Here is a 23,884-nt window from a genome sequence, read left to right as displayed (position 1 = left end):
CGATGACTGAAACGATTCATACACAAGTTCAGGACACCGCGCAGAAACGAGAGTCACTCTGGTCTAAAGGCATTGAGAAATTCCGCAAAGATCGTATCGGGATGATCAGCTTAGCCATTGTGCTGGTTTATTTTCTCATTGCGATTCTGGTCTGGTTCGGTTTGATTGCCCAACAGTGGGATGTATTGCAAACCGCAGGACAAAGCGGGCCAAGTGCTGAGCACTGGTTCGGAACGACCATCAATGGGCAAGATATTTTTCAACGGGCCATTTACAGTACCAAAACCGCATTTGAGGTCGGGTTGGTTGTCGCGGTATTAGCAACAATGATCGGGGCACTGACCGGTTCCTTGATGGGCTACTATGCCGGTTCGCTCCTCGACGAATTCATTCTGTGGGTGATGAACTGTATCGACTGTATTCCTTATTTCTTACTGGTCGCAGCGATTGCCGTCGCAATGGAAGGCAATCCTTATGCGATGCATACCGCGATGACACTCGCATTTTGGACCGGCACCGCCCGGGTCATTCGGGGAGAAGTGATCAAACTGAAAAATATGGAATTTACCGAAGCCGCCCATGCACTCGGCGTACCAACCTATCGCATCATCTTCCGGCATTTAATGCCCAATACTAGCCATATTCTTTTGGTTGAGATGACTTTACTGTTTATCACCGCCATCAAGAGTGAAGTGATTCTGAGTTTCCTCGGACTGGGCGTGAAAGAAAGCATCAGTTGGGGGCTGATGATCGCGGAAGCCAGTACCGAAGTGACGTCAGGACACTTCTGTAACTTTTTTGCTGCCTCCGGTATGTTGTTTGTACTGGTACTGGCATTCAATTTATTTTCAGATTCGCTCCAGGACGCGTTAGATCCAAGGAAGGTGTCATGAACGCAATAGACCATACCGTGACAAAGCCGACAGAACCATTGCTCAAAGTGGAAGGGCTGACCGTCGATTTTCAGACCGATAAAGGGATCGCCCGCGCAATCAACGGGATCAGTTTTGAGGTGATGCCCGGTGAAAGCGTCGCGATTGTCGGTGAATCCGGCTGCGGAAAATCGGTCAGTTCATTGGCGATTATGGGGCTGATCCCAAGCCCGCCGGGTAAAATTGCCTCCGGCAGTATTTGCTTTCAGGGACAAGAACTGGTCGGTATGAATGAAAAAGCCTACCGTCAATTACGCGGCAATGACATCTCAATGATTTTTCAGGAACCGATGACAGCGCTGAACCCGGTACTGAGAATCGAAACGCAAATGGTGGATGTGATCCGTAACCACCAGCGGATTTCACGCAAACAGGCCGCCATTCGGGCAACTGAAATGCTCCGTATGGTTGGGATTCCGTCACCAGAAAAACGTATCCGGGAATACCCGCATCAACTCTCCGGTGGCATGCGTCAGCGCGTGATGATCGCCATGGCGCTCTCCTGTCGCCCCGCCCTGTTATTAGCCGATGAGCCGACCACGGCGCTCGATGTGACCATTCAGGCGCAGGTGATGTATGAAATCAAACAGTTAAAACAATCATTGAACATGGCTGTGGTGTTGGTCACACATGATTTGGGTGTCGTGGCTGAATCTTGTCAGCGCGTCGTAGTCATGTACTGTGGCGAAGTGGTGGAGCAGGGGCCGGTTGAAGCGATTTTCAGTCACCCGAAGCACCCATATACCCAAGGATTACTCCAATCGATCCCCGTCGTTCGACAACAGAAAGTTGCTCGTCTGCCAACCATTGAAGGCATGGTTCCTGATTTATTTCATCTACCGACAGGGTGTCGTTTCGCTGACCGCTGTCATCGTGTCACTCAGACATGTCGCCAAAATACACCGATCCTGACCGGACCGCCAGAACACCAAGCGGCATGTTTTCACATCGCAGAGGCATCCAGATGAGTGATGTATTATTAGAAGTCAAAGGCTTAGAAAAGCATTTCTATGCCGGTAAATCGTTATTCAAACGCGCTCGATCCGTCTGTAAAGCTGTCGATGATGTGAGTTTTAAAATTCATCAGGGGAAGACCCTCGGGTTGGTCGGGGAATCCGGATGCGGTAAATCAACTCTGGGACGCTGTATCCTGCGCCTCATTGAACCCTCAGCCGGAGCCGTCACTATCTCGGGACAAGATATTACCCGAATGAATGCCCGCGAACTCAAAGCCATGCGTAGAGAGATGCAGATGATTTTTCAAGATCCATTTGCTTCTCTGAGCCCGCGGATGACCATCCATGATATTCTGCGCGAACCGCTGGATATTCATAACATTGGCACGGTCGCACAGCGCGAGGAGAAGATTGCCGAAGTGATGCATACTGTCGGGCTCCGTCCTCAGGCACTCAATCGTTATCCACATGAATTTTCCGGTGGACAACGACAACGTGTCGGTATTGCCCGCGCCCTCGTTTTAGAACCCAAATTGATTATCGCTGATGAGCCGGTTTCTGCATTGGATGTCTCCGTTCAAGCGCAAGTCCTCAACTTGATCGCTGAACTTCAGGAAACCCGGGGAATTTCGTTTCTGTTCATTGCCCATGATCTGGCCGTTGTACAGCACACCTGTGATGAGGTCGGGGTGATGTATTTGGGTAAAATTGTAGAAAGGGCACCAGCGGAAGTGCTCTATCGTCAGCCCAAACACCCTTATACGCAAGCGTTGTTAGCTGCGATTCCCGTGCCGGATCCAACCCACAATACCGAGCATGTACCACTCATCGGTGATATCCCCTCCCCCCTGAATCCCCCCAGTGGCTGTACATTTCATCCTCGCTGTAAGTACGCCACTAAACGATGCTCCCGTGAGGCTCCGACACTGACACAAACACAAGACGAGCACTGGATTGCGTGTCACCTTTATCCGGCAAGTTGATAACATAGACGTTGATAACATAGCCAATGCAGCAACCCGACCCGACATCCATACTCATCAAGTTTTGACACGCAACCATACTCACATTCTACGGTTTGTGAGTATGGTTCTTCATCTGACACGTACGAACCCACATACCGCGCCTACTCAGATACTCCGCCATATTCACCACAAAATAACCCCGTCAAAATTGACACAAAAAATACACAATTAACCACATATCGTAACATTATCCAATTATTACAATCAGTTAAGCAAAATTTAATTTCATTGGTAAAAAAATCGTCTATAGTATTTTCAAAGGATGATGATTATTAATCCACCGGATTCTTTTGTGATAGAAATATAAATAATACATTTATAGATAAAAGAACGAATAAAGTAGGATTTCCACTATTGATATATTTATGTTCTCATAAATTGTCACAAAACTATTAATTAACTCAAACACCTTGTACAGCCTAACCTCAAGAAAAATCTCACGTTTACCTATTCAAAAATTCAATCGATTACATCTGACAATATGTAAATTTTTATAAACATAGACAAATTTTTTTTTGTTTTTTTTTGCTTTAAAGACTAGACGAATTTAGAAATATTCAGCATTGTTATTATGCATTTTATCGCACTAGCGATTGCAATAGGGTTAATTACTGATATTTCAGAAATTAATTAATTAAGAACAAATCTCTAGGATTGAGAAATGAATAAAATACAACGTCACATTCATTGGATATTCGCTGCGGGTCTGACCGCTGCATTGCCAGTATCCGCTGCAGAAATGGTCACCATGCAAGATAGCTCACATCTTGATCAGGTTCTAAAGACCCAAGCTCACAGCATTGCACCTCTGGAAACAGGGTTTAAAGAAGTCAAACAAATCACATTACCAAATGGTAAAGTGAAAGTCCGCTATCAACAGACTTACATGGGTGTCCCTGTCTATGATACTTCGGTTGCCGCAACCTTAACCAAAGGTGTCGCCTCTGGTGCGACCGATGTTTATGGCGTCGTTGCAGAAGGGATTGCAGATGATATTTCAGTCGCATCACCAGCGATTGAACTCAAAGAAGCGATCTCAATTGCTAAATCTTATTATCAACAACAAACGGTCAGTATTGACGCCGCTGAAATTGAAAATGAAAAAGCTGAACTGCTGGTACGGCTTGATGAAAACAATCATGCACAACTTGTCTATCAAGTTGACTTCTTCGTTGCTGATGACCAACCTGCCCGCCCATTCTTCTTCATCGATGCAACCAACGGTGATGTCATCAAGACTTGGGAAGGCCTGAATCATGCTGAAGCACGAGGCACCGGCCCTGGCGGGAACCGCAAAACAGGTCAATATAACTACGGGTCAGATTTCCCTGGGTTTATCATCAGCAAATCCGGCTCAACCTGTACCATGAATAACAGTGTTGTGAAGACAGTAGACCTCAAGGGCCGGAAGTCTGGTAGCACCCCTTACAGCTACAGATGTACAACATCATCGAACTACAACGATTATAAAGCGATCAACGGTGCATACTCACCATTGAACGATGCACACTACTTCGGCAAAGTTGTTTTCGATATGTATCAGGATTGGCTGAACACTGCACCGCTGAATTTCCAGCTCACCATGCGCGTTCACTATGACACAAACTATGAAAACGCATTCTGGAATGGCTCCAGTATGACTTTTGGTGACGGCGCCACACAGTTCTATCCGCTGGTTGACCTGAACGTCAGTGCTCACGAAGTCAGTCATGGCTTTACTGAACAGAACTCCGGTCTCGTTTATGAAGGTATGCCTGGCGGTATTAACGAAGCGTTCTCTGATATTGCCGGAGAAGCAGCTGAATACTTTATGAAAGGCAGCGTTGACTGGAAAATCGGTGCAGCCATTACTAAAGGTTCTGGTGCACTGCGCTATTTTGATCGACCTTCCCGCGATGGCCGCTCAATCGACAACGCTTCTGAGTACTATAACGGTCTGAACGTCCACTACTCGAGTGGTGTTTTCAACCGTGCCTACTACCTGTTAGCCAACAAATCAGGCTGGAACGCTCGTAAAGGCTTCGAAGTCTTTGCTGTTGCAAACCAACTGTACTGGACACCAACCTCGAACTTTGACCAAGCAGCTTGTGGTGTCACTAAAGCAGCAAGCGATTTAGGCTATTCAACGTCTGATGTCTCTAGCGCATTCAACACTGTTGGTGTCAGTGCTTCATGTAGCGCTACCCCACCAACAGGTGGCGTACTGAAAAAAGGTCAGTCTGTCACTTTATCTGGTAATCGTAGCTCACAGACTTACTATTCCTTTAAAGGTGATGGTTCAAACATGACTGTCCAAATCTCTGGTGGTAGCGGTGATGCGGATCTCTATGTGAAAGCCGGCAGTCGCCCAAGTACAAGCTCATATGATTGCCGTCCGTATAAAAGCGGTAGCAATGAGTCATGTGCGATCAACTCTCGCAACGGTACAACCTACCACGTGATGTTGAATGGCTACACAGCATACTCTGGCATTACACTGAGTCTGAGATAATAAGACTTGGTTAGATATCGATTATTCGATATCTAAATCAACAATGAAAGCGCATGGATGAATTCTCCATGCGCTTTTTTATCGCCGGACGTTTTATTGACGGATGTTTTATTGACGGACAGTGTTATCACCGGACAGATAGACACCCCAGATTAACTGCCGACACTTATTTGTGGTGATGTTTTAATTTCTGTTATAAATGAAGTGCCACGCGACTGAAATCAGCGTTAACTTTGCTAATTCCCCGTTGAATCGGCATTAACGAAATAAACATTGACTCAGTGGTCTACAAACACTGATTGGGAGATGATTTATTGCGTTTTTCAGCGTTTTTCAGCGTGTTTCACACAACAGTTGCAAGTCATAAAGGGAATAAAATGACCAGTCATCAATGTAGTTATATCGAAATCAATGGGGCTGCCCTCTACTACGAACTCTCGGGGAACCCGAATGGGGAACCACTGGTGATGTTACATGGTGGGCTTGGCTCCCAGCACGATCTGTTACCGATTCACGAATATGTTGCTCAAGATTATCGGTTGATCAGCATCGATTTTCGGGGACATGGCAAGTCTCTGCTCGGAGATCTGCCTCTCAGTTACTTACAATATCAACAAGATGTCCAAGACGTCCTCAATCATCTCGGTGTTGAGCGTTATTCAATTTTTGGTTTTAGTGACGGTGGGATTGTCGGATATCGATTAGCAGCACAGGCACCGGAACAAGTTACTCGTCTGATGACGTTAGGAGCTCATTGGCGGTTAGAAGCAAACGATCCGTCCATTGGTATATTCAAAGGGCTGACCGCAGATTTTTGGGCAGCAAGATTCGCTGACGACGTCGCGGATTATCATGCCTCGAATCCGAAGCCCAATTTTCCGAAACTCGTCGATGCAGTCAAAGCCGTATGGCTTGATACAACGGCGTCCGGCTATCCACTTGAGCAAGTTGAACGAATCCGTTGCCCGACATTGATCATGCGTGGTGACAATGATTTCTTATTTTCACTGGATGAGGCCGTTTCATTAAAGTCCAAAATTGCAGAGGCTGCGTTTGCCAATATTCCTATGACAGCGCATGCTGCCCATCAAGAATCCCCCGAATTGGTTGGAAAAATTCTGAAACAATTTTTGTCACAACCTCAAAATTAACCCAGAGATCCCCCTAACGCTCATCACTGAAGCATGCTTAGATCAGCCGACAAATGCATTCAGTGAACGAGATAAGCGTTTCACATTGAGAATGGAAAAGGATAAAAAATGAACCATCAAAAGGTCGCGATCATTACCGGCGGAGGACGAGGAATCGGAGCCGCAACCGCAAAGATTTTTGCGCACCATGGCCATGCCGTCTGTATTAACTATAAATCTAATTTTGCATCTGCGAATGATCTGGCACAGGAAATTACGACGCAAGGGGGACGTTGTATCACGGTACAAGCAGATGTTTCTCTCGAAGATGATGTACTGCGCTTGTTTGAAACAGTGGATCAACAATTAGGTGCGGTATCAGTGCTGGTCAATAATGCCGGCATATTAAAACCTCAGATGCGCTTAGAGGACATGAACGCCGACAGAATCAATACCATTCTGACCAATAATGTTACAAGTTACTTTTTGTGCTGCCGGGAAGCCATCAAACGCATGTCAACTCGGCACGGAGGACAAGGTGGTGTGATTGTCAATGTGTCATCAGGTGCTGCTCGTTCGGGAGCACCACATGAGTATGTCGATTATGCAGCATCAAAAGGAGCCATCGACACCTTAACTAAAGGGTTGTCGTTAGAGGTTGCAGCGGAAGGGATCAGGGTCAACTGTGTTCGTCCCGGTTTTATTTACACAGACATGCACGCTGACGGTGGTGAACCGGAGCGCATTGAAAGACTAAAAAGCGTCATTCCTCTGCAAAGAGGCGGTTTACCCGAAGAGGTTGCCGAGGCAATTTATTGGTTAGCTTCTGAAAAATCATCATTCTCTACAGGCAATTATTTAGATTTAACCGGAGGCTTATAATACAGCGTCAAGTAAAACAAGAATGAAGCAAAATGATGTGGAAGTGAGGATACCGACACACCATTATGACAAAAGTCAGTTCAGTGGATGCTTATCGGATTATTGATGCTGCTTAAAGAAGCGCTCAGCGCTGGCAAAGAGAGATTCACAGTGTTTTTTCTGCTTACTATAATCAGCAGAATCCTCAGACATACCATTCAGAATCTCTTGGGCACTATGGTATTCTTTCACCATCAGTTCGAATTTGGCTTCATAACCACTTTTTTTATGCTTTTTGGGAGATTTATCGCGTTTCTTTCTCATTCTTGTTCCTTTCTAAACAAATTTCGTAAAAGTCATGAGTAAATATTAAATTTAGAGTTACTTTATTTTTATCAAAACTATCGACACTTAGATAAATTGAGTGCGCAATTTATACATTTCAGCACCAATATTCATTATTATCTAAAACTCTAACTCACAATATGGCCAGTTATTTTTGTGACGGCTACATCCAAAAACTGACATTTCCAGGATTCATCATTCACCTAAACAGATGGAAATGAAGCTATTTAATGGAAGATAAAGAATAAGTTGCTACAGGCGTTGTATAACGAAATGACTCGAAAGAAAACTAAGAAGATACTTGGACTATATGTTTCATTAATAGCTCACGTTTAGGAGCTGCGGTCACTATACACACATTCCAATAAATAGATAGTGATTTTCTGTTTTTTCCAATCGCACCCAAATTTTCTCTTGGACTGACCGAACGACACAAGCCACAAGCCACAAGCCACAAGCCACAAGCCACAAGCCACAAGCCACAAGCCACAAGCCACAAGCCACAAGCCACAAGCCACAAATTGTAATAAAATAGGATTCATATCAACATCTTATTTTTAAATACTTGGGGAGACTGTTCGCCTTTAATAGCCATCAAAAAATAAAACAAGAAAAAGCTAGCCTTTATCAAATTTATCGGTATACTGTCCATCAGCTCTTAAGAAAAGAGCTATTTATTTACTTTAAGATCAAATTTCTCTCGGTTCTACATCGATTTTTTCGTTTGCGTACCTACGATAAAATATATATCTCTAAATTAGATAATAGCGCTTATTAGCTAACAACACTTAATATTAAATTATCAAAATATAGAGGTATCTATGTCTAATAAAACAACTGGTTCAGTTAAATGGTTCAACGAAACGAAAGGCTTTGGTTTTATTTCTCCAGATAACGGCGGTGATGACGTATTCGTTCATTTCCAATCAATCGTTTCAACAGGTTTCAAAACTCTGAACGAAGGCCAAAAAGTATCGTTCGTTGTTGAACAAGGTCAAAAAGGATTACAAGCAGCGCAAGTCACTGTAATGTAATACTTGATATGGCATCAGCATCCGCTGATGCCATTCATATCTCTCAGATTCATATCATATTTAATATTCAAACCTAGTTCCCCCTCTTTCCAAATCCCTTATTTTCCTTTAGTAAATTATCAGTCGTTCATTTTAAAGATAACAACAGCATTGCATAAGACATTTGCGCCTCAGCGAATTTTAGCAATGATTGACTTGTTTTTTTAACATCATATGCAACAATCTCTATACATAGTAAGACGTTAAAGAACAAGGAGATAGCGGTGTTCATCAATGAAGCATCAAAACGATCTGGCGCGACTCAACGGGCAATCAGACTGTATGAATCTCTCGGATTATTGAATGTTTCCCGATCAGGCAAATATCGTGTTTACAATCAACAACACATCAGTCTGATCAAGATTATCAAAGAAGCGCAGACACTTGGGATTCAGCTCTCCGATCTGGTCAGCTTAAAAAGTGATCAAGAAGATCTAGACTGGGCGTTAGTGAGCGATTTTCTAGCACAACAGCTAAAAATCGTCGAAGAAAAAATAAAAACATTAGAAATACAAAAACAGCGGATTGCAGATTATCGCGTTTCGATTGACCGGTGTATTCTAGGGGTTGACTCTGACCTTTAGGTTAGAGTTTAAACTACTCATCTCGATACAATACGGAGCGATCAGATGATGAAAAAAATTCTAGTCATCAATGCTAATCCCAAATCTAGTAGTTTTTGTAAATCTTTAGCTGAAAAATATACATCTGTTGTGGCAGATAAACATGACGTTGAACAAATCCACATTGGCGATCTCAATTTCGAAATCAGTTTAAACGAAGGGTATGATGAAATAGCAACCTTAGAGCCTGATTTATTAGAGTTCCAAAAAAAGATTCAATGGGCAGAACATATTGTCATTATTAGCCCGGTTTGGTGGGGAACAATACCAGCAAAATTCAAAGGCGCGATTGATAGAACCTTTTTACCCAGTTTCTCATTCAAATACGTAGAGGGTAAATCCATTCCCCAAAAGCTATTAAAAGGGCGAACATCTGAGCTAATCATCACCCTTGATACGCCACTTTTCTGGTACAAACTTCTCTATGGCAACCCAATATACAAACAGTTGAAGCACGCCATTCTAGACTTTTGTGGCATAAAAAATACCTCTTCGACGTATTTTGGCCCAATGATGAATGCAAGTCACAGTCATCGGGAAGCTTGGTTGAATAAAACAGCGCAACTCGCAAGTAAAGTAAAGTAACAGTGTCAAGTTGGACAACGCTGATGCATGATGCAAAGTCTCATGCATCGGTGTCACAGTTATTTTACTCACGTCTTTAAACTGACCTCTCCTTCAGCCATCCCCTACCCCACGACTTTGTACCATTATGATTTACCTACTGAATAACCAATAATCTTGTGATAACCCTCACCTATTGGAAATCACATAGTTGAGTAATATCAATACGAACTAAATTGAGTACCAATCTCAATTATATGGATTTTTTGTTGACTAGATCACACCTTTAACTATAACGTTACGCAACTTTTCATATGGAATTGAATCATAAGTAATTGAACCCGGACCAATCAATGCTGTAGATATGCTCTCAGTAATACTCTGACTAACAAGCCATGAAAAAATGAAAATAATAAATACGATCAAACAATTAAAATTATCTTATCATGTAATCACAATCATCATTGCTATTTATTTTGCGATTATTTTAAATTTGCCGGTATATAAATCACTGCATGAGATTTTTAATCAATTGGATGCAGTAGATACTGGGTTCATTATCTCCATTCCATTCTTTTTTACTTTTGCTTTAACCATTATTTTTAGTTTATTTTCATGGCCAAAAATAACGAAAATATTCTTTGCTATCCTGCTGCTAACGTCGAGTCTTGTCAGTTATGCCACCTACAACTATGGCACGATATTCAATGCTGAGATGATAGAAAACCTGATTGAGACTAACGTTGGTGAGGCCTCTTCTTATCTCAGTCTCCGGTCGGTGCTCTGGTTTCTCGGTCTGGGCGTCTTACCAACCCTATTGTTAATCTTAACCCCTATAAAACAGGAAAGATTCCTCGCTTTATTCATGAAAAAATTGGGGGTTATTTTAATTTCTGGATTGGGGATTAGCCTGATTGCTTCAGCATATTATCAAGATTATGTTTCGGTCGGACGAAATAACGGTTATATCAAGCGGATGATTATTCCGACATATTATGTCAATGGTATTGCGGAATATATTCATCAGACATATTTTTATACCCCGCTACCTTATGTCCAAATTGGACTGGATGCAAAACAGACGGCAGTCGTCCCCGGCCAAAAACCGTCATTGGTAGTATTCATCCTGGGTGAAACCGCCAGAACATACAATTATCATGCAAATGGCTACCCAAGACCCACGACACCATTCACCGATGTGCAAGGGGTCATCTCTTATCAACATGTCGCTTCTTGTGGCACAGCCACAGCCGTCTCTGTTCCCTGCATGTTTTCTCGCCTCGACAGAAAAAATTACAACGAGCAACGCGCCTATCATCAGGACAACCTGATCGACGTCTTACAAAGAGCGGGGATCGATATCTTCTGGAAAGAGAATGATGGTGCCAGCGAAGGGATTCCAAAACATGTTAAATATCAGGAATTAAAGCGTAATTCTCGCAATCCCTTATGCAATCTCGAAGGATGTAAAGATATGGCCTTGCTCCATAATTTCGAGCAGGATGTTAATGCATTACAGGGCAATCGCCTGGTCGTACTCCATTTAATGGGAAGCCATGGTCCGGCTTATTTTCAGCGTTATCCGCAAGAATTTGCTCACTTTCAGCCAGATTGTCAGCGGGATGACATTGAAAACTGTACGCATGAGCAGCTCGTCAATACTTACGATAACACGATTCGCTATACCGATTCCGTCGTTGCTCAGACGATCAGCCGGTTAAAGCGACTCTCTGACCGTTATAATACCGCGCTGATCTATCTCTCTGATCATGGTGAATCTTTGGGTGAGAATGGCATCTATCTGCATGGTTTACCCTACACTATCGCACCGATGGAACAGAAACATGTACCTTTGATGGTGTGGTTGTCTGATGGATATCAAACCGCGCAGCATATCGATGAATCCTGCCTGAAAAAACAAGCCGCAACGGTGCATGTGTCACAAGACAATCTGTTTGATTCGCTGCTTGGTGCTCTCAATGTTTCAACCCATCTTTATCGACCGGCAAAAGATATCTTTTCCGCATGCCGAAAATAAAGAGATAGTACCGTAAATCCCGAGCCAGTCAGATTAGAGTGATTGCCGTCAGAGCACAGTGGGTGCAGACAGAGCAGAGGAACATCACCTTGCCAAAAAAATATTGATTGGCGGCATATAAACCCCTTCCTAGATCAACGATATTTTCTGGCAGCCATAGTTCAATAAATGGAAAGTCCAATGAACGGAAAACCCAATAAGCGCAATGGTCACACCGACCAATGAATCAAACACAACATGTCATGGGGATAAAACGATGAAAGGCAAAGTATGGTTAGTGGGCGCCGGGCCGGGCGATCCGACATTACTGACCGTGAAAGCACTTTACTGCATTCGTCAGGCCGAAGTGATCGTCTATGACCGTCTGGTCAGTGATGAGATTTTGCAGGAAGCACCATCCCACTGCAAAATGGTCAATGTCGGCAAATTGCCCAATTATCATCCCATTCCTCAGGATGATATCAACGATTGCCTGATTCAGTTTGCGTTGCAGGGACACAATGTGGTGCGTTTGAAAGGTGGCGATCCTTATGTATTCGGCCGCGGCGGCGAAGAAGCCGAAGCACTGGCAGCATTCGATATTGCGTTTGAAGTGATTCCCGGTATCAGTTCAGCGATTGGCGGACTCGCCTATGCAGGTATTCCGGTCACGCATCGTGATTGTGCGTCTTCTTTTCATGTAGTCACCGGCCATTTGCAACAGGGTAAAGATCCGCTCGATTGGACACAGTTTTCCAGACTGGACGGGACGCTGGTAATTCTCATGGGCATGAGCCAAATCAAACATATCTGTCAGCAGTTAATCGCGGGCGGTAAACCGGTCAGTACCCCGGCGGCGGTCGTCCGTTATGCCAGCCGGGACAATCAGCAAGTCGGCACCGTCGCCAATATTGCGCGGCGTGTAGAAGCAGCACAAATCAAATCCCCCGCATTAATTGTCATTGGCGGTGTTGTGGAAAAACAAACCACCCTCTCGTTTCAGGCGACTTGTCGCCATATCAGCGAATTAGTGGCATCAGAGATGACATGAGGAGAGAGAACAAGGTCAGCACTGAATCAGAACAACCTGAGCGTCAACACTCAGGTTGCAGAAACTATAACGGGCAAGCAATACTGTTAACGGTCAGATAAGCCTGCCCCTGATAGCGGTTGAGGGTAATATGTGTGACACTCTGATTCGCAATCGCCAGTCCGGTGTACCAGCGTGGGTTCTGCCAGTCCAGCCCAAGCACATGTGCCAGTATGAAACGAATCGGACCGCCATGCGTAATGATCAAGGTATCATGCTGGCATTGCTCGATCAGGGCTTCCCACGCTGCCGTCACTCGCGCCACGCCCTGAGCCAGCGGCTCAGCCTCCGGTAATGTCTCATGCGCCGGATCTGCCCAAAACTTTTCTAAGGTTTCCCACGCCCCTTGCAACGCATCAAACGGCACCCCGTCAAACCGACCAAAATTCTGCTCTTTGAACCGTTCATCGACGGTTGAATGCAGCGCCGGATTCAATGCAGTTAATTGTTCCGCCAGATAGCGACACCGGGTTAAAGGCGAGGCATAGATCGTCTGAAACTGATAATTGGTCAGTAAATCACGCGCCATCGTTTGTTGGGTCACTTCATCGACACCGACATCCGTATGTCCATTCAGCGCCGGTTTGCCTTCGGTTTTCCCGTGTCGCAGCAAATATAAGTGAATCATCTCGTGTCCTTTACTATCCGATTCACTCAGCATAGCAATTTCTGCAAAAAGCACTCAACTGTTTTTATGCAATACGCAATGCCGTAAAAATCTAATGCCTGAGGCATTCCTCCGCAAGAGGACGCTGTGGTTTCAGGATCGCATGTCCTTCATCATCACGGCATCACTCTCTGGTAAGGCCGGAGACTCATCCCTGAATCAGTGACTGCTCTCACAGAATAAACGGTTTATGCAATTCTACGCCTGGCGAATTCCTCCCCATCATCCGAAGCTGCGGATGAGCTCTCCGCTATGATTTGTTTCTATGATAGGTGTTGTTGATGTGTTGCTGCGTGAATATAAAACCCTTGAGTGACACGTTAACGAAACCAAACACATGTTGACGGAACAATGAACACCAATTGGAATGGTTAGGATGAGAATATGAATAACAAACTATTAACCGGAATAATGCTATGCAGCAGCCTGTGGGGGCTATCGCCAGTGTACGCACAGGACGCGCCCAAAACGACTTTTGTTCATTTATTTGAATGGCACTGGTCAGATATTGCGACGGAATGTGAAGACTTTTTGGGGCCAAAGGGGTTCGCGGCCGTCCAAATTTCGCCCCCGCAAAAAAGTATCGATAACGCAGCGTGGTGGTCTCGCTATCAGCCGATGAGCTATCAGTTCGACAGTCGCAGTGGCAATCGCGAACAGTTCAAAGATATGGTGAGCCGGTGTAAAGCGGCTGGCGTCGATATCTACATGGATACCGTCATCAACCATATGGCCGCGTTAAACCGGAATTTCCCCGATGTCCCTTATGGCCCCAACGATTTTCATAACTGCACGGACAATATTAACTACAACAATCGCTGGCAAGTACAAAACTGTGACTTGGTGGGGCTGAACGACTTAAAAACCGAATCAGACTATGTGCGACAAAAAATCGCGGATTATATGAATGATGCCATCAGTATGGGCGTTGCCGGTTTCAGAATTGATGCAGCCAAACATATTCCGGCAGCCGATATTGCTGCGATTAAAAGTAAACTCAACGGCAACCCATACATCTTTCAGGAAGTCATCGGCGCCGGCGGCGAACCGATCCAACCTTCAGAATATGTTAGCAATGGGGATGTCACGGAATTCAACTTTGCCCGCACTCTCGGCAGTAAATTTAAAAACGGTCACATCAACGAGTTAAAAGAATTAAATCACTGGAGTGGTTGGCTCCCCAGCGATGATGCGGTTGTATTTGTCACCAATCATGATGATGAGCGCACCAATGCCAGCAATGAACTGACCTATAAAGATCAGGGCAATTTATACATGCTCGGCAATGTCTTCATGCTGGCCTACCCTTATGGCTATCCGAAAATCATGTCCGGTTATCAATTTAACCACAGCGATGATGCACCGCCGGCAACTGGGGTCCATTCAGGCAATGCCTGTCGTTTTAATGGCGGCGACTGGATCTGTACCCATCAATGGCGCGGCGTCGCAAACATGGTGGCCTTTCGCAACGTGACCGCATCACAGCAGCAAGTCACTCACTGGTGGGACAACGGTAGTAACCAGATTGCATTCGGCCGTGGTGGGCTGGGATTTGTCGTGATTAACCGCAGTGATACCGCCGCATTAGACAAAACTCTGAGCACCGGCATGCCTGAAGGGGATTACTGTGACATTATCTCCGGTAATTTCGATTCGGGTAATCGGGCGTGCAGCGGCAATATGATACATGTCGATAGTCAGGGCAACGCCATGTTTCATGTGTCTTTGCAAGGCGCGGCTGCAATTCACGTCGGTGCTAAAATCTCAGGCGGAACCACACCCCAACCAAACGAGCCGGTTCCTGCAACAGCAGTAAGTGAGCATGCGATTTGCTACTACGATAAAGACACCCACTTTCACCAACCGTCTCTGTACTATTGGAATGTTGAGCCAACCGGTGCATTGGCAGCGACAAGCTGGCCCGGTGTCGCGATGGCGAAAAATGGTGACTTTGCTTGTTTTGAGCCCGCAACCGAGCTGACAACACTGAATGTCATCTTCTCGGACCAAGGCGCCTCAAAAACGGTCGATCTCACCACGCAATCCGGCACTTGTTACTTCAACGGCGACTGGCAGTCACTGCGTGAGTGTGGCTTTTCACTCAAACCGGGAGAAGGTGGCAATCCCACGGTGCAAAACAACAAAGTGTGTTATGACAACCCACAAAATTTTGCTCAGCCTTATCTCTATTTCTGGAGTGTTGAGGCTACCTCTCCGGTCGATACCGTCTCATGGCCGGGCGTGGCGATGACCGCGGAAAACAACAGCTATTGCTATGATTTCCATCAGACGTTGTCTTCACTGAATGTAATTTTCAGTGATAATGGCAGCCGCCAAACCGCTGATTTATCGGCAACACCGCCAAAGCTCTGTTACAAGGACAATCAGTGGCATGAGATGAGTGCATGTAGTTCTTAGTAAAAAACACAATGGGGGGAGATGAACATTGAGGAGCAGTTGTTTGGGGCGTAATGGGTTTATTAATTTCTGCGGCATCTGATGTACGCGCCCCAGGTATTTTTGGCGTACCCAAAGTACCCAAGAACGGTTTAATTCGTGGACGCTGGCCGGGACGATTTTATTCGCTCCTGCTCAGTTTTTTTGTTAGGGAATCACTCAAATTTCATCCAAGGAAGAATGATTAAGCTTTTTCGGGCAGGACGCCCGTAAAGCTGGTTCTGAACAACACGCAATCAAGCCAGACAAAAAGATTTTCTGGTTACGCTTGCATCTTGGTAAGAGTTACTGGCGCACAGGATACTGATGTTACGGGAAAAATGCGAAGAATTTCTTGCTTTATCTTTTTGTAAGTTGTGGTGAAAGCGGGTGATACAAAGGTAAGCGAATCATTCAGGGAGGACGAGCACAAGTTCGTACCGTTCTTTACATGGCAATCATGTCAGCTCTGCAATCCAACTCCGTCATCAAAGCAACTTATCAGCACCTTTTAGCTGCTGGAAAACCCAAAAAGTGGCTATTATTGCCTGCATCAGAAAGATGGTCGTGATCCTGAATTCGATGCTCCACAAAACAAAATAAGGACACCCGCTCTAATCAATCTCTCATCATCATGAAATCAGTCTGACCATTGATAACCAATAAATTTGAACTCACTCGGAATCAGCGGTTGAATCGATTCCCTATCCAGCCTCAATCCTCCACGATAAGACTCATCTATCATCATCCCGAGAGCACCCATGACAACTGCCCGCTCACAACTCATTTGCCCCGAGGTCACGCCCTACTATCACATCGTCTCCCGCTGTGTCCGTCGCTCATTTCTATGTGGTTATGACCCTTATTGTGGTAAATCCTATGAACATCGCCGGGAATGGGTGGAATCGCGTATCTTCACATTAGCTTCTATCTACTGTATTGGGATTTGCTCCCATGCTGTGATGAGTAACCATTACCATATGGTCGTCTATATCGATAAAAAGAAGGCTATCTCTCTTTCTGACCATGAGGTCATTGAACGATGGGGACAAGAGCATCAACTCCCCCAGCTCATTCAGCGCCTTCTCGATGGACAACTGACTTCTCAAGCTGAGCGTGATGCCTGCACCCAACTCATTGAAACTTGGCGTCACCGACTCTATTCCCTCAGTTGTTTTATGCAAGAGCTCAATCATGAGATTGCCGTCCGTGCCAACAACGAAGACCAGTGCAGAGGGCGATTCTGGGAAGGACGGTTTAAATCTCAGGCTTTACTCGATGAGAAAGCCCTGTTAGCAGCGATGGCCTATGTCGACCTCAATCCGGTCAGAGCAAATATGGCTGACACACCCGAGCAGTCTGAGTACACTTCGATTAAAGCCCGACTGACTTCACTGGCGCAAGGAAAAACCGAAACCCACAATTTAGTGAATTTCATCGGCTATGAACATCAGGATAACCCCCAAGGTATTCCTTTCCGACTGATGGATTATATCGAATTGGTCGATTGGGTCGGGCGGCAAATCCGGGAAGATAAACGGGGCTATATTCACCAACGCCTACCCAATATCCTCACGCGGTTGTCTCTGCCTCAGCAGGAATGCCTCAAACTCTGCACCGAGCTGGAAAAGAAACCCAGACTCTGGGTCGGTTCAACCGAACGGCTTAATCTCGCGAAACAACAACTTAAAAAGCAGAGAATGCTCGGGATTCATATTTGCTGAACAATACCGTTCAATATCAATTCAGTTGCCACACTCGTCATCCATTCAAACCGATGATTCATCTTTATCGATGCAAAACTGCCCTTAATTATTCAATACCCCGACATGAAATCGAGCAAAAAATAATTTACATCGAGAGCTAGTTTAGAAGACCTAGAACGACTTCAACCTCTGAACAAATCCACTCCGTGAGGTGCGTGTCCTGCTTATTAGTTTTAACCCATCATACGCCCGTATTTACAATTTAAAGCCAAGTGAGTCCACTATATGGCTTGCTTTTAAGTGCCTCAAGCCTACTTTTTAACGAACCAACATGAATTTCTAATTTGTGTCCATCGGGGTCTAAAATATACAACGACTGCCCTTCACTTTTGTTTTGCTTCCACACTTCAGCACCAAATGAAAGTATACGTGACGAAAAATTCTCAAATTCTTCGGGAGTGATATCAAAGGCAATATGTGTGTAATCATTTTTTGGACATGGTGTGTCACAAGATAGACAAAACCACACACCTCCGATAGAGATGTATGCGCCACTTTCCCACTTCACATGTCCAGTAAAACCCAGAATGTTGATATAAAAGTTAAGTGAATGCTCCAAATCACTGACTGCGAGCGTGATATGATTTAATCCTGAAATCAACGTATTACTCCATTCAAATTAACGTGTTTTTATACTCGTTTATATACGTGTTATTTAGCATGTACGAAAGCAAAATCATTCAGCTCTGACACGGTTTTGATGATGTAGACATCTTTGCTTCCAGAGTACGCCATTAACTTAGACAAAAAATCATCATTCCAGAACCTAGGGCATAACTTCAAAGTCTTATAGCTATTCAGAGAACCTTTTAATATGGAGCTGCCATCAGGCCAACCCTCAGGTTTTATAAATAATCCTTTCAGCAAACGCTTGGTCACGAACCAGTAGCTGACTGAGTATGGTAGGTCGATATAAACCAGAGTATCTGCCGCAGCTAAACGCTCATAAAAGGAATTGATGGGACCAAGGCCGTCAATGACCCATGAGTCTGAACGCAGTATCTCGTTGTAAGCAGCATCAAATTCTTCTCGCGCTACAAACTCGCCATTTGGTTTGTAAACCAATGAATCGAGTTGGTGAAGCGGTAAACCGCTCGCTAACGCTAATGCTTTGCTGACTGTTGATTTTCCGCTACCCGGCTTTCCAAAAACGGCGACCTTTTTCATTTGAATCCCTCCAAGAGACTAGTTCCTAAAAGGTAGAAAAAGAAAACCCACCTTCTAGGGTGGGTTAGATTTATACAAGGTATACCAAAATCCCACCATTCCTAAGGAATGATGATAATTCGATTGTTGAGTTGAACTAGATTAGATTTCATACACCCACTTTTATATAAGAGCACTGTGCCTTCTTGTCCGATTATAATCATTTGATAGCAGGTATGCTATTCTTGTGCGCAATGATTCGGGGGGGAGTGTAATGAGGGAAACACAAACGGAAGTACTTCTCATTGAAGATGATAAAGACCTTGCTCATTCTATCGCTGATTATCTTAGACTGGATAAGATTATTTGTGACCACGCTTATAATGGTCATACTGGCTTGAATTTAGCTATGTCTAATCATTATGATGCTATCTTGCTGGATTTGATGTTACCGAGAATTGACGGATTTAGCCTTTGCGAAATATTGAGAAGTCGCGGAAATGATACCCCGATACTGATGCTGACGGCAAAAGATACGCTAGAGGACAAAGTTGCCGGGTTTCAGGTCGGAACGGATGATTATTTGGTAAAACCGTTCGCGATGCAAGAACTTGCCTTACGAACCAAGGCGTTATCTCGACGTAAAAGTGGTCAGGTGCACAAGCTGCTCATTGCTGATTTGGAGTATGATCTTTTGGCGAAACGAGTGATTCGAGCGGGACAAGAAATCAGACTGACACCTCTCAATATGATCTTGTTGGAAGTCTTGATGCGCAAAAGTCCGGCGACGGTAAACCGGAGAGAGCTTGAGAATATTTTGTGGCCTAATGATATTCCTGATTCAAATAATCTTCGGGTGCAGATATATCAGCTCCGTCAGCAGCTTGATAAACCTTTTGCCAGGCCGTTGATCCATACCGTTCAAGGACATGGATTTCGGTTGGGAGAAAACCTTTCATGAGTAAACAAGTTTCTCTGAATCGATCTTTAACTGTTTATTTCATGTTAATAGCCCTGCTCACTGTTGGTATTTACACCGAATTACTGATTCGTTTCTTTGATCGCGGTATCGACACCGCTGCTAAGTACGCTGTGGTTCTGAATGCCCGTAAATATGCCCAAGAATATGAGAGGAATCCGAAGCTGGGCGATACCTCATCATTTGTCACGAGTTTCTATTTAGACAATTTAGATAGGAGTATCGATCGGTATGGCGACTTTTTTATCCACCTCAAGTTGAAGCCGAACGAATATGCCGTATTTGAGCCCCCAGAAAGTACAGAGAAGCCAGATTACTATTACGTTGTATACAGAATGATACTGCACGATGGCAGAAGCCTTTACGTCGTATCAAACTTTAATTCGAAGCTGACTCAGCCCGAAGATTACGCCGACCTATTAAAAAGCGAGTATTTGATGGTTTATATTGCAATTGGCTATCTGATTATCGCTATGATTGCTCTGGGACTATATTCCCGCCACATCGGCTCTCTTATTTCAACATTGTCAAGTTGGGTACAAGGTTTAACAATAAGGAACCTTGATCATCCCCGTCCTCGTTTACGTTACAAGGAATTCGAACAAATTGCGGACAGTTTAGAGAACACGCTATACCAGAACCAAAGCTTAATGGAACGGGAAAAACGTTTTCTGTCGCATGCCAGCCATGAGCTGAGGACACCGATAGCCATCATTCGCTCCAATATGGAGTATCTACAGCGGCTTTCATTACCAGAATCTACAGTCATGCCGTTGGAGAGGTTAGATAGAGCTAGCATGAATATGCAGCTGACCACTGAAACCTTGCTTTGGATTAACAGGAAAAATGGCTCTGCTCCTAAAATAGAAAGAGTAAACTTGAAGAGTGTAATAACGGAATTAATGGTCGATATGAGTTATCTCATTCAGGGGGAAGACGTCAGCGTTGAGTTCAAGTGTGATGGGGAGTTGGAAATGGACCTGCCTGTGGTTCCATTAACGATAGTACTAAACAATTTACTCAGAAATGCCTATCAATATACCACTGAAGGTTGGATTCTTTGCCATCTGGATGATCATTCAGTCACGATACATAACTGTGATACCAGCATTCAGAATGGACAGGAAAGTATCAGTTTTGGTTTTGGTTTTGGGCTAGAGCTGACTAAACAGGTGTGTGATAAACTTGAATGGACACTCGATATTAAGCAAGAGTCCGCGGGTATTGTGGCAAGATTAATATGGCCAGAATGAAAGTGCGACAAGGAGCCGAGTATTTTGGCCCCTTTTTTCTATTGTTAGTGACGACAGGTGCTAATTAAGCTTTTACCCGCAACTTTTGCCGATGTTTGTATTTCTGCAAGATCAAGCAGAGTATGGAATAAATTATCCTGAGAATAAGAACCGCTTTTCGCTAACTCAGTCAGGCAGTGCCTGTTAATTGAATAAGCATGCTCAAATTGGCTATCCATCCAGAAAAACCACGGAACTTTCGTCTGGTATTTGGGCGCGATTGAATAAGGGGTACCATGAAGGTAAAGTCCTTTTTCTCCCAGAGATTCTCCATGGTCTGCAATATAGGTTAATGCGACATTGTAATGTTTACTTTGAGCTTCCAGTGTTTTTATGAGTTCAGATAAGACATAGTCAGTATAGACAAGTGTGTTGTCGTATACATTTCGAATTTCTATATCGCTGCAGTTTTCTATATCACTGCGACGGCAAGCTGGTTTAAATATTTCTCTGTTTTTGGGATACCTTTTCCAATACGTTGGGCCGTGACTTCCGATTAAGTGAAAGACAACCAGTTGGTTCGTTTTTCCATCCAATATGGTCTGGTGTTTGAATGCGTCTAACATCACTTCATCATGACATACCCCGTCCGGGCAGCTCTCTGGATACTTGGAAGAGAAAGATGTACTCTTCTTGACATGTTTTGCTACTCCTTTATCTCCGCCGTCATTCTCAAACCATGATACGGTGGTACCAGCTCTTTGAATAATATCTAGGGCATTGTCCTGACTATCTGCTCGCTCCTTATTGTAGTGATTCCGACCCATATTTGAAAACATACAAGGAAGAGAATGTGCTGTGGATGTTCCACAAGAAGAGACATCGTTTATAGATATAATTCCTAGTTGACTCGTATACGGGTTCGTATTTCTGGCATATCCGTTGTAGCCGATATTCATACTCCTGGCAGCTTCTCCGATTACAACAAATATTAATGAAGGCTTTCCATTAACTGCGTTAATAGACTGGGCATCTTCACCAATAAGTTTGTACTTTAAAGGGGGCGTGAAATAGGTTCTGTTAATATATTTTGCGGTATTGAATATGTGCGCTGGTGTGATCATTTTTTTCAAATAAGAGTTATTTCTCCCGATGTAGATATAGTTCTTATAGGATGTCGAGTAAATGGTGGTGATCACTAAAAGTGACACAATAACCACAAGCAGTTTGTAAGCACTTCTAACGACTAATGACCTCTCTTTTTTAAACTGCACTTTCGCTATCATCAGTGAAGGAATGATACCGAAAGCAATAATATATAAAATCGAGCTGGCATTGAGATAGGAAATCGCTTCGTGGCTGTTGGTTTCGAAGATGTTTTCCATCATAGTGGAATCAAACAGTACACCATATTTGAGAGTCGCATAGCTAGCCATCGCTGAGGTAAGCACTAAAAAAATAAAGAAGGGTTTACGGAAGTACGGTATGTTGAAGCAAGAAAATATGATTACAAATGCTGCGCTCAATAGGAGAGGACTGGAATAAGCAAATAAACCACTACTCTTTTCTGAAGCGAGTGCTATGAATTTTGTCGTTAAAGGGATGTTGAGAACAAAGCCAAAGTACAAAGCGAGCACTACGATGAATGTCGTACTACTGCATTGGAAACGCAGTTCCTTAAGAGCGTTAAAGCGAATCATTATAGTAGTATCCCTATCCAGGTTATTGATGCGAAGCAAAGGGAAAGAAATACTGCGGCTGAGCCAATGTCTTTTGCCCGACCACTCAACTCATTAAAATCTGAGCCGATTCTATCCACGGTAGCTTCAATCGCTGAGTTAATCAGTTCAACGACAAGCAGATTAACCAGTGTCCCGGCGAGAATGACTTTCTCGACGAAAGACGTTTCTGACAAGAGCAAGACAGGTGTCAGTAATAGAGTGATGGCGATTTCTTGCCGGAAGGCTGATTCGTAGAAAAATGCGGACTTTAATCCTTTAAAAGAATATCCAATGGCTTTAACAATTCTTATCAGCCCTTTGTTTCCAGGCTTGTTGTATGCACTATTCGTTGACACTTAATAATTCCTAATGTTGTGAACGTGCAGAAAATGTAGAGTGGCCAGAGTGAATAAAGCGTGAATACATTAATGGGAAGGTGGGAATAGCATCAAAAGGAAGACAACCTTATCTGGACATTTATACAGTTGTAAAACATGCTTCTAGCAGCGTTCAGAAAGAGTTGGGTTGCTATAATGTAGTGGATAGTGGAACACCAGATGATAGTTACTGTGATTTTTTCTCGGACTTCCGTAATCTGAATTTTACTTTTAATTCATTGTTTTATAGGTTTTTTTATAATTTAATTTTGGTTGTTGTTACTTCTGGTGTTACTAAAAGTAAAAGTTACTTTTTTGGCATTTTATTCGCTCCTGCTCAGCTCTTTTGTTAGGAAATTGCTAAAAATTCATCCTTGAATTTTTACCCTGAGAGCATCGACCAAATTGGCTTTTTGCTATGTTTCACTCAATTCAAATCAACCACCCAACCAA

General features: G+C 44.0%; 21 protein-coding genes and 1 pseudogene. 16 read left to right on the top strand and 6 right to left on the bottom strand.

Annotation, left to right across the window (positions count from 1 at the left end):
• The first annotated feature begins 2 nt into the window (after positions 1–2).
• The 6 genes from OCU60_RS18940 to OCU60_RS18915 all read left to right on the top strand — a co-directional run bounded on the left by OCU60_RS18940 (position 3) and on the right by OCU60_RS18915 (position 7,416).
• The gene (locus tag OCU60_RS18940) at positions 3–893 is read left to right on the top strand and encodes an ABC transporter permease (protein ID WP_074371289.1); all 891 of its coding nucleotides are present in this window, start codon (positions 3–5) and stop codon (positions 891–893) included.
• Entirely contained in the window at positions 890–1,900 is a 1,011-nt protein-coding gene (locus tag OCU60_RS18935) for an ABC transporter ATP-binding protein (RefSeq protein WP_074371290.1), read from the top strand. Before OCU60_RS18940 ends, OCU60_RS18935 begins: the two co-directional genes overlap by 4 nt.
• Entirely contained in the window at positions 1,897–2,871 is a 975-nt protein-coding gene (locus OCU60_RS18930; protein ID WP_074371291.1) for an ABC transporter ATP-binding protein, read from the top strand. Before OCU60_RS18935 ends, OCU60_RS18930 begins: the two co-directional genes overlap by 4 nt.
• 703 nt (positions 2,872–3,574) lie before the next feature.
• On the top strand, positions 3,575–5,404 hold the full coding sequence (locus OCU60_RS18925; protein ID WP_074371292.1) for a M4 family metallopeptidase: 1,830 nt from the start codon (positions 3,575–3,577) through the stop codon (positions 5,402–5,404).
• 377 nt (positions 5,405–5,781) lie between these two features.
• Positions 5,782–6,555, top strand: coding sequence for an alpha/beta fold hydrolase (locus OCU60_RS18920; RefSeq protein ID WP_074371293.1), 774 nt, complete (start codon positions 5,782–5,784; stop codon positions 6,553–6,555).
• Positions 6,556–6,663: 108 nt separating this feature from the next.
• Positions 6,664–7,416, top strand: coding sequence for an SDR family oxidoreductase (locus OCU60_RS18915; protein ID WP_074371294.1), 753 nt, complete (start codon positions 6,664–6,666; stop codon positions 7,414–7,416).
• A gap of 99 nt (positions 7,417–7,515) precedes the next feature.
• Here the strand turns inward: OCU60_RS18915 and OCU60_RS18910 are convergent, their stop codons facing one another.
• Entirely contained in the window at positions 7,516–7,719 is a 204-nt protein-coding gene (locus OCU60_RS18910; RefSeq protein ID WP_074371295.1) for a hypothetical protein, read from the bottom strand.
• An 842-nt stretch (positions 7,720–8,561) separates the two neighbouring features.
• Between OCU60_RS18910 and OCU60_RS18905 the strand changes: the two genes are divergently transcribed.
• The 5 genes from OCU60_RS18905 to cobA all read left to right on the top strand — a co-directional run bounded on the left by OCU60_RS18905 (position 8,562) and on the right by cobA (position 13,068).
• Positions 8,562–8,774 (top strand): cold-shock protein, encoded by a 213-nt coding sequence (locus OCU60_RS18905; RefSeq protein ID WP_038177868.1) that lies wholly within the window; start codon positions 8,562–8,564, stop codon positions 8,772–8,774.
• 263 nt (positions 8,775–9,037) lie between these two features.
• Positions 9,038–9,397: a MerR family transcriptional regulator gene (locus tag OCU60_RS18900; RefSeq protein ID WP_074371296.1), complete on the top strand. Its 360-nt coding sequence runs from the start codon at positions 9,038–9,040 to the stop codon at positions 9,395–9,397.
• A gap of 45 nt (positions 9,398–9,442) precedes the next feature.
• Positions 9,443–10,021, top strand: a complete 579-nt coding sequence (locus tag OCU60_RS18895) for an NAD(P)H-dependent oxidoreductase (RefSeq protein WP_306345718.1) — start codon at positions 9,443–9,445, stop codon at positions 10,019–10,021.
• Positions 10,022–10,403: 382 nt separating this feature from the next.
• Entirely contained in the window at positions 10,404–12,038 is a 1,635-nt protein-coding gene (locus OCU60_RS18890) for a phosphoethanolamine transferase (protein ID WP_074371297.1), read from the top strand.
• 256 nt (positions 12,039–12,294) lie between these two features.
• Positions 12,295–13,068 carry a uroporphyrinogen-III C-methyltransferase gene (gene cobA / locus OCU60_RS18885; RefSeq protein ID WP_074371313.1) on the top strand — a complete coding sequence of 258 codons (774 nt, stop codon included), beginning with the start codon at positions 12,295–12,297 and terminating at the stop codon, positions 13,066–13,068.
• 64 nt (positions 13,069–13,132) lie between these two features.
• Here cobA and OCU60_RS18880 read toward each other — a convergent pair whose 3' ends face one another.
• The gene (locus tag OCU60_RS18880; RefSeq protein WP_074371314.1) at positions 13,133–13,735 is read right to left on the bottom strand and encodes a histidine phosphatase family protein; all 603 of its coding nucleotides are present in this window, start codon (positions 13,733–13,735) and stop codon (positions 13,133–13,135) included.
• A 423-nt stretch (positions 13,736–14,158) separates the two neighbouring features.
• Between OCU60_RS18880 and OCU60_RS18875 the strand changes: the two genes are divergently transcribed.
• The 3 genes and pseudogenes from OCU60_RS18875 (at position 14,159) to OCU60_RS18865 (ending at position 17,934) form a co-directional block, all read left to right on the top strand.
• Positions 14,159–16,192 carry a starch-binding protein gene (locus OCU60_RS18875; RefSeq protein WP_074371298.1) on the top strand — a complete coding sequence of 678 codons (2,034 nt, stop codon included), beginning with the start codon at positions 14,159–14,161 and terminating at the stop codon, positions 16,190–16,192.
• Positions 16,193–16,604: 412 nt separating this feature from the next.
• Positions 16,605–16,813, top strand: a pseudogene (locus OCU60_RS18870) (IS110 family transposase); the annotation flags it as partial.
• 158 nt (positions 16,814–16,971) lie between these two features.
• Positions 16,972–17,934: a transposase gene (locus OCU60_RS18865; RefSeq protein WP_074371299.1), complete on the top strand. Its 963-nt coding sequence runs from the start codon at positions 16,972–16,974 to the stop codon at positions 17,932–17,934.
• A gap of 244 nt (positions 17,935–18,178) precedes the next feature.
• Here the strand turns inward: OCU60_RS18865 and fos are convergent, their stop codons facing one another.
• Both fos and OCU60_RS18855 read right to left on the bottom strand, forming a co-directional pair.
• Positions 18,179–18,577 (bottom strand): fosfomycin resistance glutathione transferase, encoded by a 399-nt coding sequence (gene fos, locus OCU60_RS18860; protein ID WP_074371300.1) that lies wholly within the window; start codon positions 18,575–18,577, stop codon positions 18,179–18,181.
• A gap of 50 nt (positions 18,578–18,627) precedes the next feature.
• Positions 18,628–19,143, bottom strand: a complete 516-nt coding sequence (locus OCU60_RS18855; protein WP_021019091.1) for a P-loop NTPase family protein — start codon at positions 19,141–19,143, stop codon at positions 18,628–18,630.
• Between the two features lie 253 nt (positions 19,144–19,396).
• On the opposite strand from OCU60_RS18855, the gene OCU60_RS18850 reads away from it, so the two are divergent.
• Positions 19,397–20,083, top strand: coding sequence for a response regulator transcription factor (locus OCU60_RS18850; protein WP_074371301.1), 687 nt, complete (start codon positions 19,397–19,399; stop codon positions 20,081–20,083).
• Positions 20,080–21,354, top strand: coding sequence for a sensor histidine kinase (locus OCU60_RS18845; RefSeq protein ID WP_074371302.1), 1,275 nt, complete (start codon positions 20,080–20,082; stop codon positions 21,352–21,354). The genes OCU60_RS18850 and OCU60_RS18845 overlap by 4 nt, the downstream gene beginning before the upstream one ends.
• Before the next feature lie 44 nt (positions 21,355–21,398).
• On the opposite strand, the gene OCU60_RS18840 is transcribed toward OCU60_RS18845, so the two are convergent.
• Complete coding sequence (locus tag OCU60_RS18840) at positions 21,399–23,033, bottom strand: phosphoethanolamine transferase (protein ID WP_074371303.1); 1,635 nt, start codon at positions 23,031–23,033, stop codon at positions 21,399–21,401.
• Complete coding sequence (locus OCU60_RS18835) at positions 23,033–23,410, bottom strand: diacylglycerol kinase (protein WP_074371304.1); 378 nt, start codon at positions 23,408–23,410, stop codon at positions 23,033–23,035. Before OCU60_RS18835 ends, OCU60_RS18840 begins: the two co-directional genes overlap by 1 nt.
• Positions 23,411–23,884 lie beyond the last annotated feature (474 nt).

The organism is Vibrio spartinae (assembly GCF_024347135.1).
Taxonomy (GTDB): Bacteria; Pseudomonadota; Gammaproteobacteria; order Enterobacterales; family Vibrionaceae; genus Vibrio; species Vibrio spartinae.
Note: the sequence above shows the minus strand (reverse complement) of the source record. Positions and strands in the feature narration are given on the sequence as shown.

What these genes read in the sequence shown, in the direction of transcription:
- OCU60_RS18880 (WP_074371314.1), bottom strand. Translation starts at nt 13,735, where the DNA reads ATGATTCACTTATATTTGCTGCGACACGGGAAAACCGAAGGCAAACCG.
- OCU60_RS18930 (WP_074371291.1), top strand. Translation starts at nt 1,897, where the DNA reads ATGAGTGATGTATTATTAGAAGTCAAAGGCTTAGAAAAGCATTTCTAT.
- OCU60_RS18850 (WP_074371301.1), top strand. Translation starts at nt 19,397, where the DNA reads ATGAGGGAAACACAAACGGAAGTACTTCTCATTGAAGATGATAAAGAC.
- OCU60_RS18855 (WP_021019091.1), bottom strand. Translation starts at nt 19,143, where the DNA reads ATGAAAAAGGTCGCCGTTTTTGGAAAGCCGGGTAGCGGAAAATCAACA.
- OCU60_RS18875 (WP_074371298.1), top strand. Translation starts at nt 14,159, where the DNA reads ATGAATAACAAACTATTAACCGGAATAATGCTATGCAGCAGCCTGTGG.
- OCU60_RS18915 (WP_074371294.1), top strand. Translation starts at nt 6,664, where the DNA reads ATGAACCATCAAAAGGTCGCGATCATTACCGGCGGAGGACGAGGAATC.
- OCU60_RS18905 (WP_038177868.1), top strand. Translation starts at nt 8,562, where the DNA reads ATGTCTAATAAAACAACTGGTTCAGTTAAATGGTTCAACGAAACGAAA.
- OCU60_RS18925 (WP_074371292.1), top strand. Translation starts at nt 3,575, where the DNA reads ATGAATAAAATACAACGTCACATTCATTGGATATTCGCTGCGGGTCTG.
- OCU60_RS18895 (WP_306345718.1), top strand. Translation starts at nt 9,443, where the DNA reads ATGATGAAAAAAATTCTAGTCATCAATGCTAATCCCAAATCTAGTAGT.
- OCU60_RS18840 (WP_074371303.1), bottom strand. Translation starts at nt 23,033, where the DNA reads ATGATTCGCTTTAACGCTCTTAAGGAACTGCGTTTCCAATGCAGTAGT.
- OCU60_RS18890 (WP_074371297.1), top strand. Translation starts at nt 10,404, where the DNA reads ATGAAAATAATAAATACGATCAAACAATTAAAATTATCTTATCATGTA.
- OCU60_RS18845 (WP_074371302.1), top strand. Translation starts at nt 20,080, where the DNA reads ATGAGTAAACAAGTTTCTCTGAATCGATCTTTAACTGTTTATTTCATG.
- OCU60_RS18940 (WP_074371289.1), top strand. Translation starts at nt 3, where the DNA reads ATGACTGAAACGATTCATACACAAGTTCAGGACACCGCGCAGAAACGA.
- OCU60_RS18910 (WP_074371295.1), bottom strand. Translation starts at nt 7,719, where the DNA reads ATGAGAAAGAAACGCGATAAATCTCCCAAAAAGCATAAAAAAAGTGGT.
- OCU60_RS18935 (WP_074371290.1), top strand. Translation starts at nt 890, where the DNA reads ATGAACGCAATAGACCATACCGTGACAAAGCCGACAGAACCATTGCTC.
- cobA (WP_074371313.1), top strand. Translation starts at nt 12,295, where the DNA reads ATGAAAGGCAAAGTATGGTTAGTGGGCGCCGGGCCGGGCGATCCGACA.
- OCU60_RS18865 (WP_074371299.1), top strand. Translation starts at nt 16,972, where the DNA reads ATGACAACTGCCCGCTCACAACTCATTTGCCCCGAGGTCACGCCCTAC.
- OCU60_RS18920 (WP_074371293.1), top strand. Translation starts at nt 5,782, where the DNA reads ATGACCAGTCATCAATGTAGTTATATCGAAATCAATGGGGCTGCCCTC.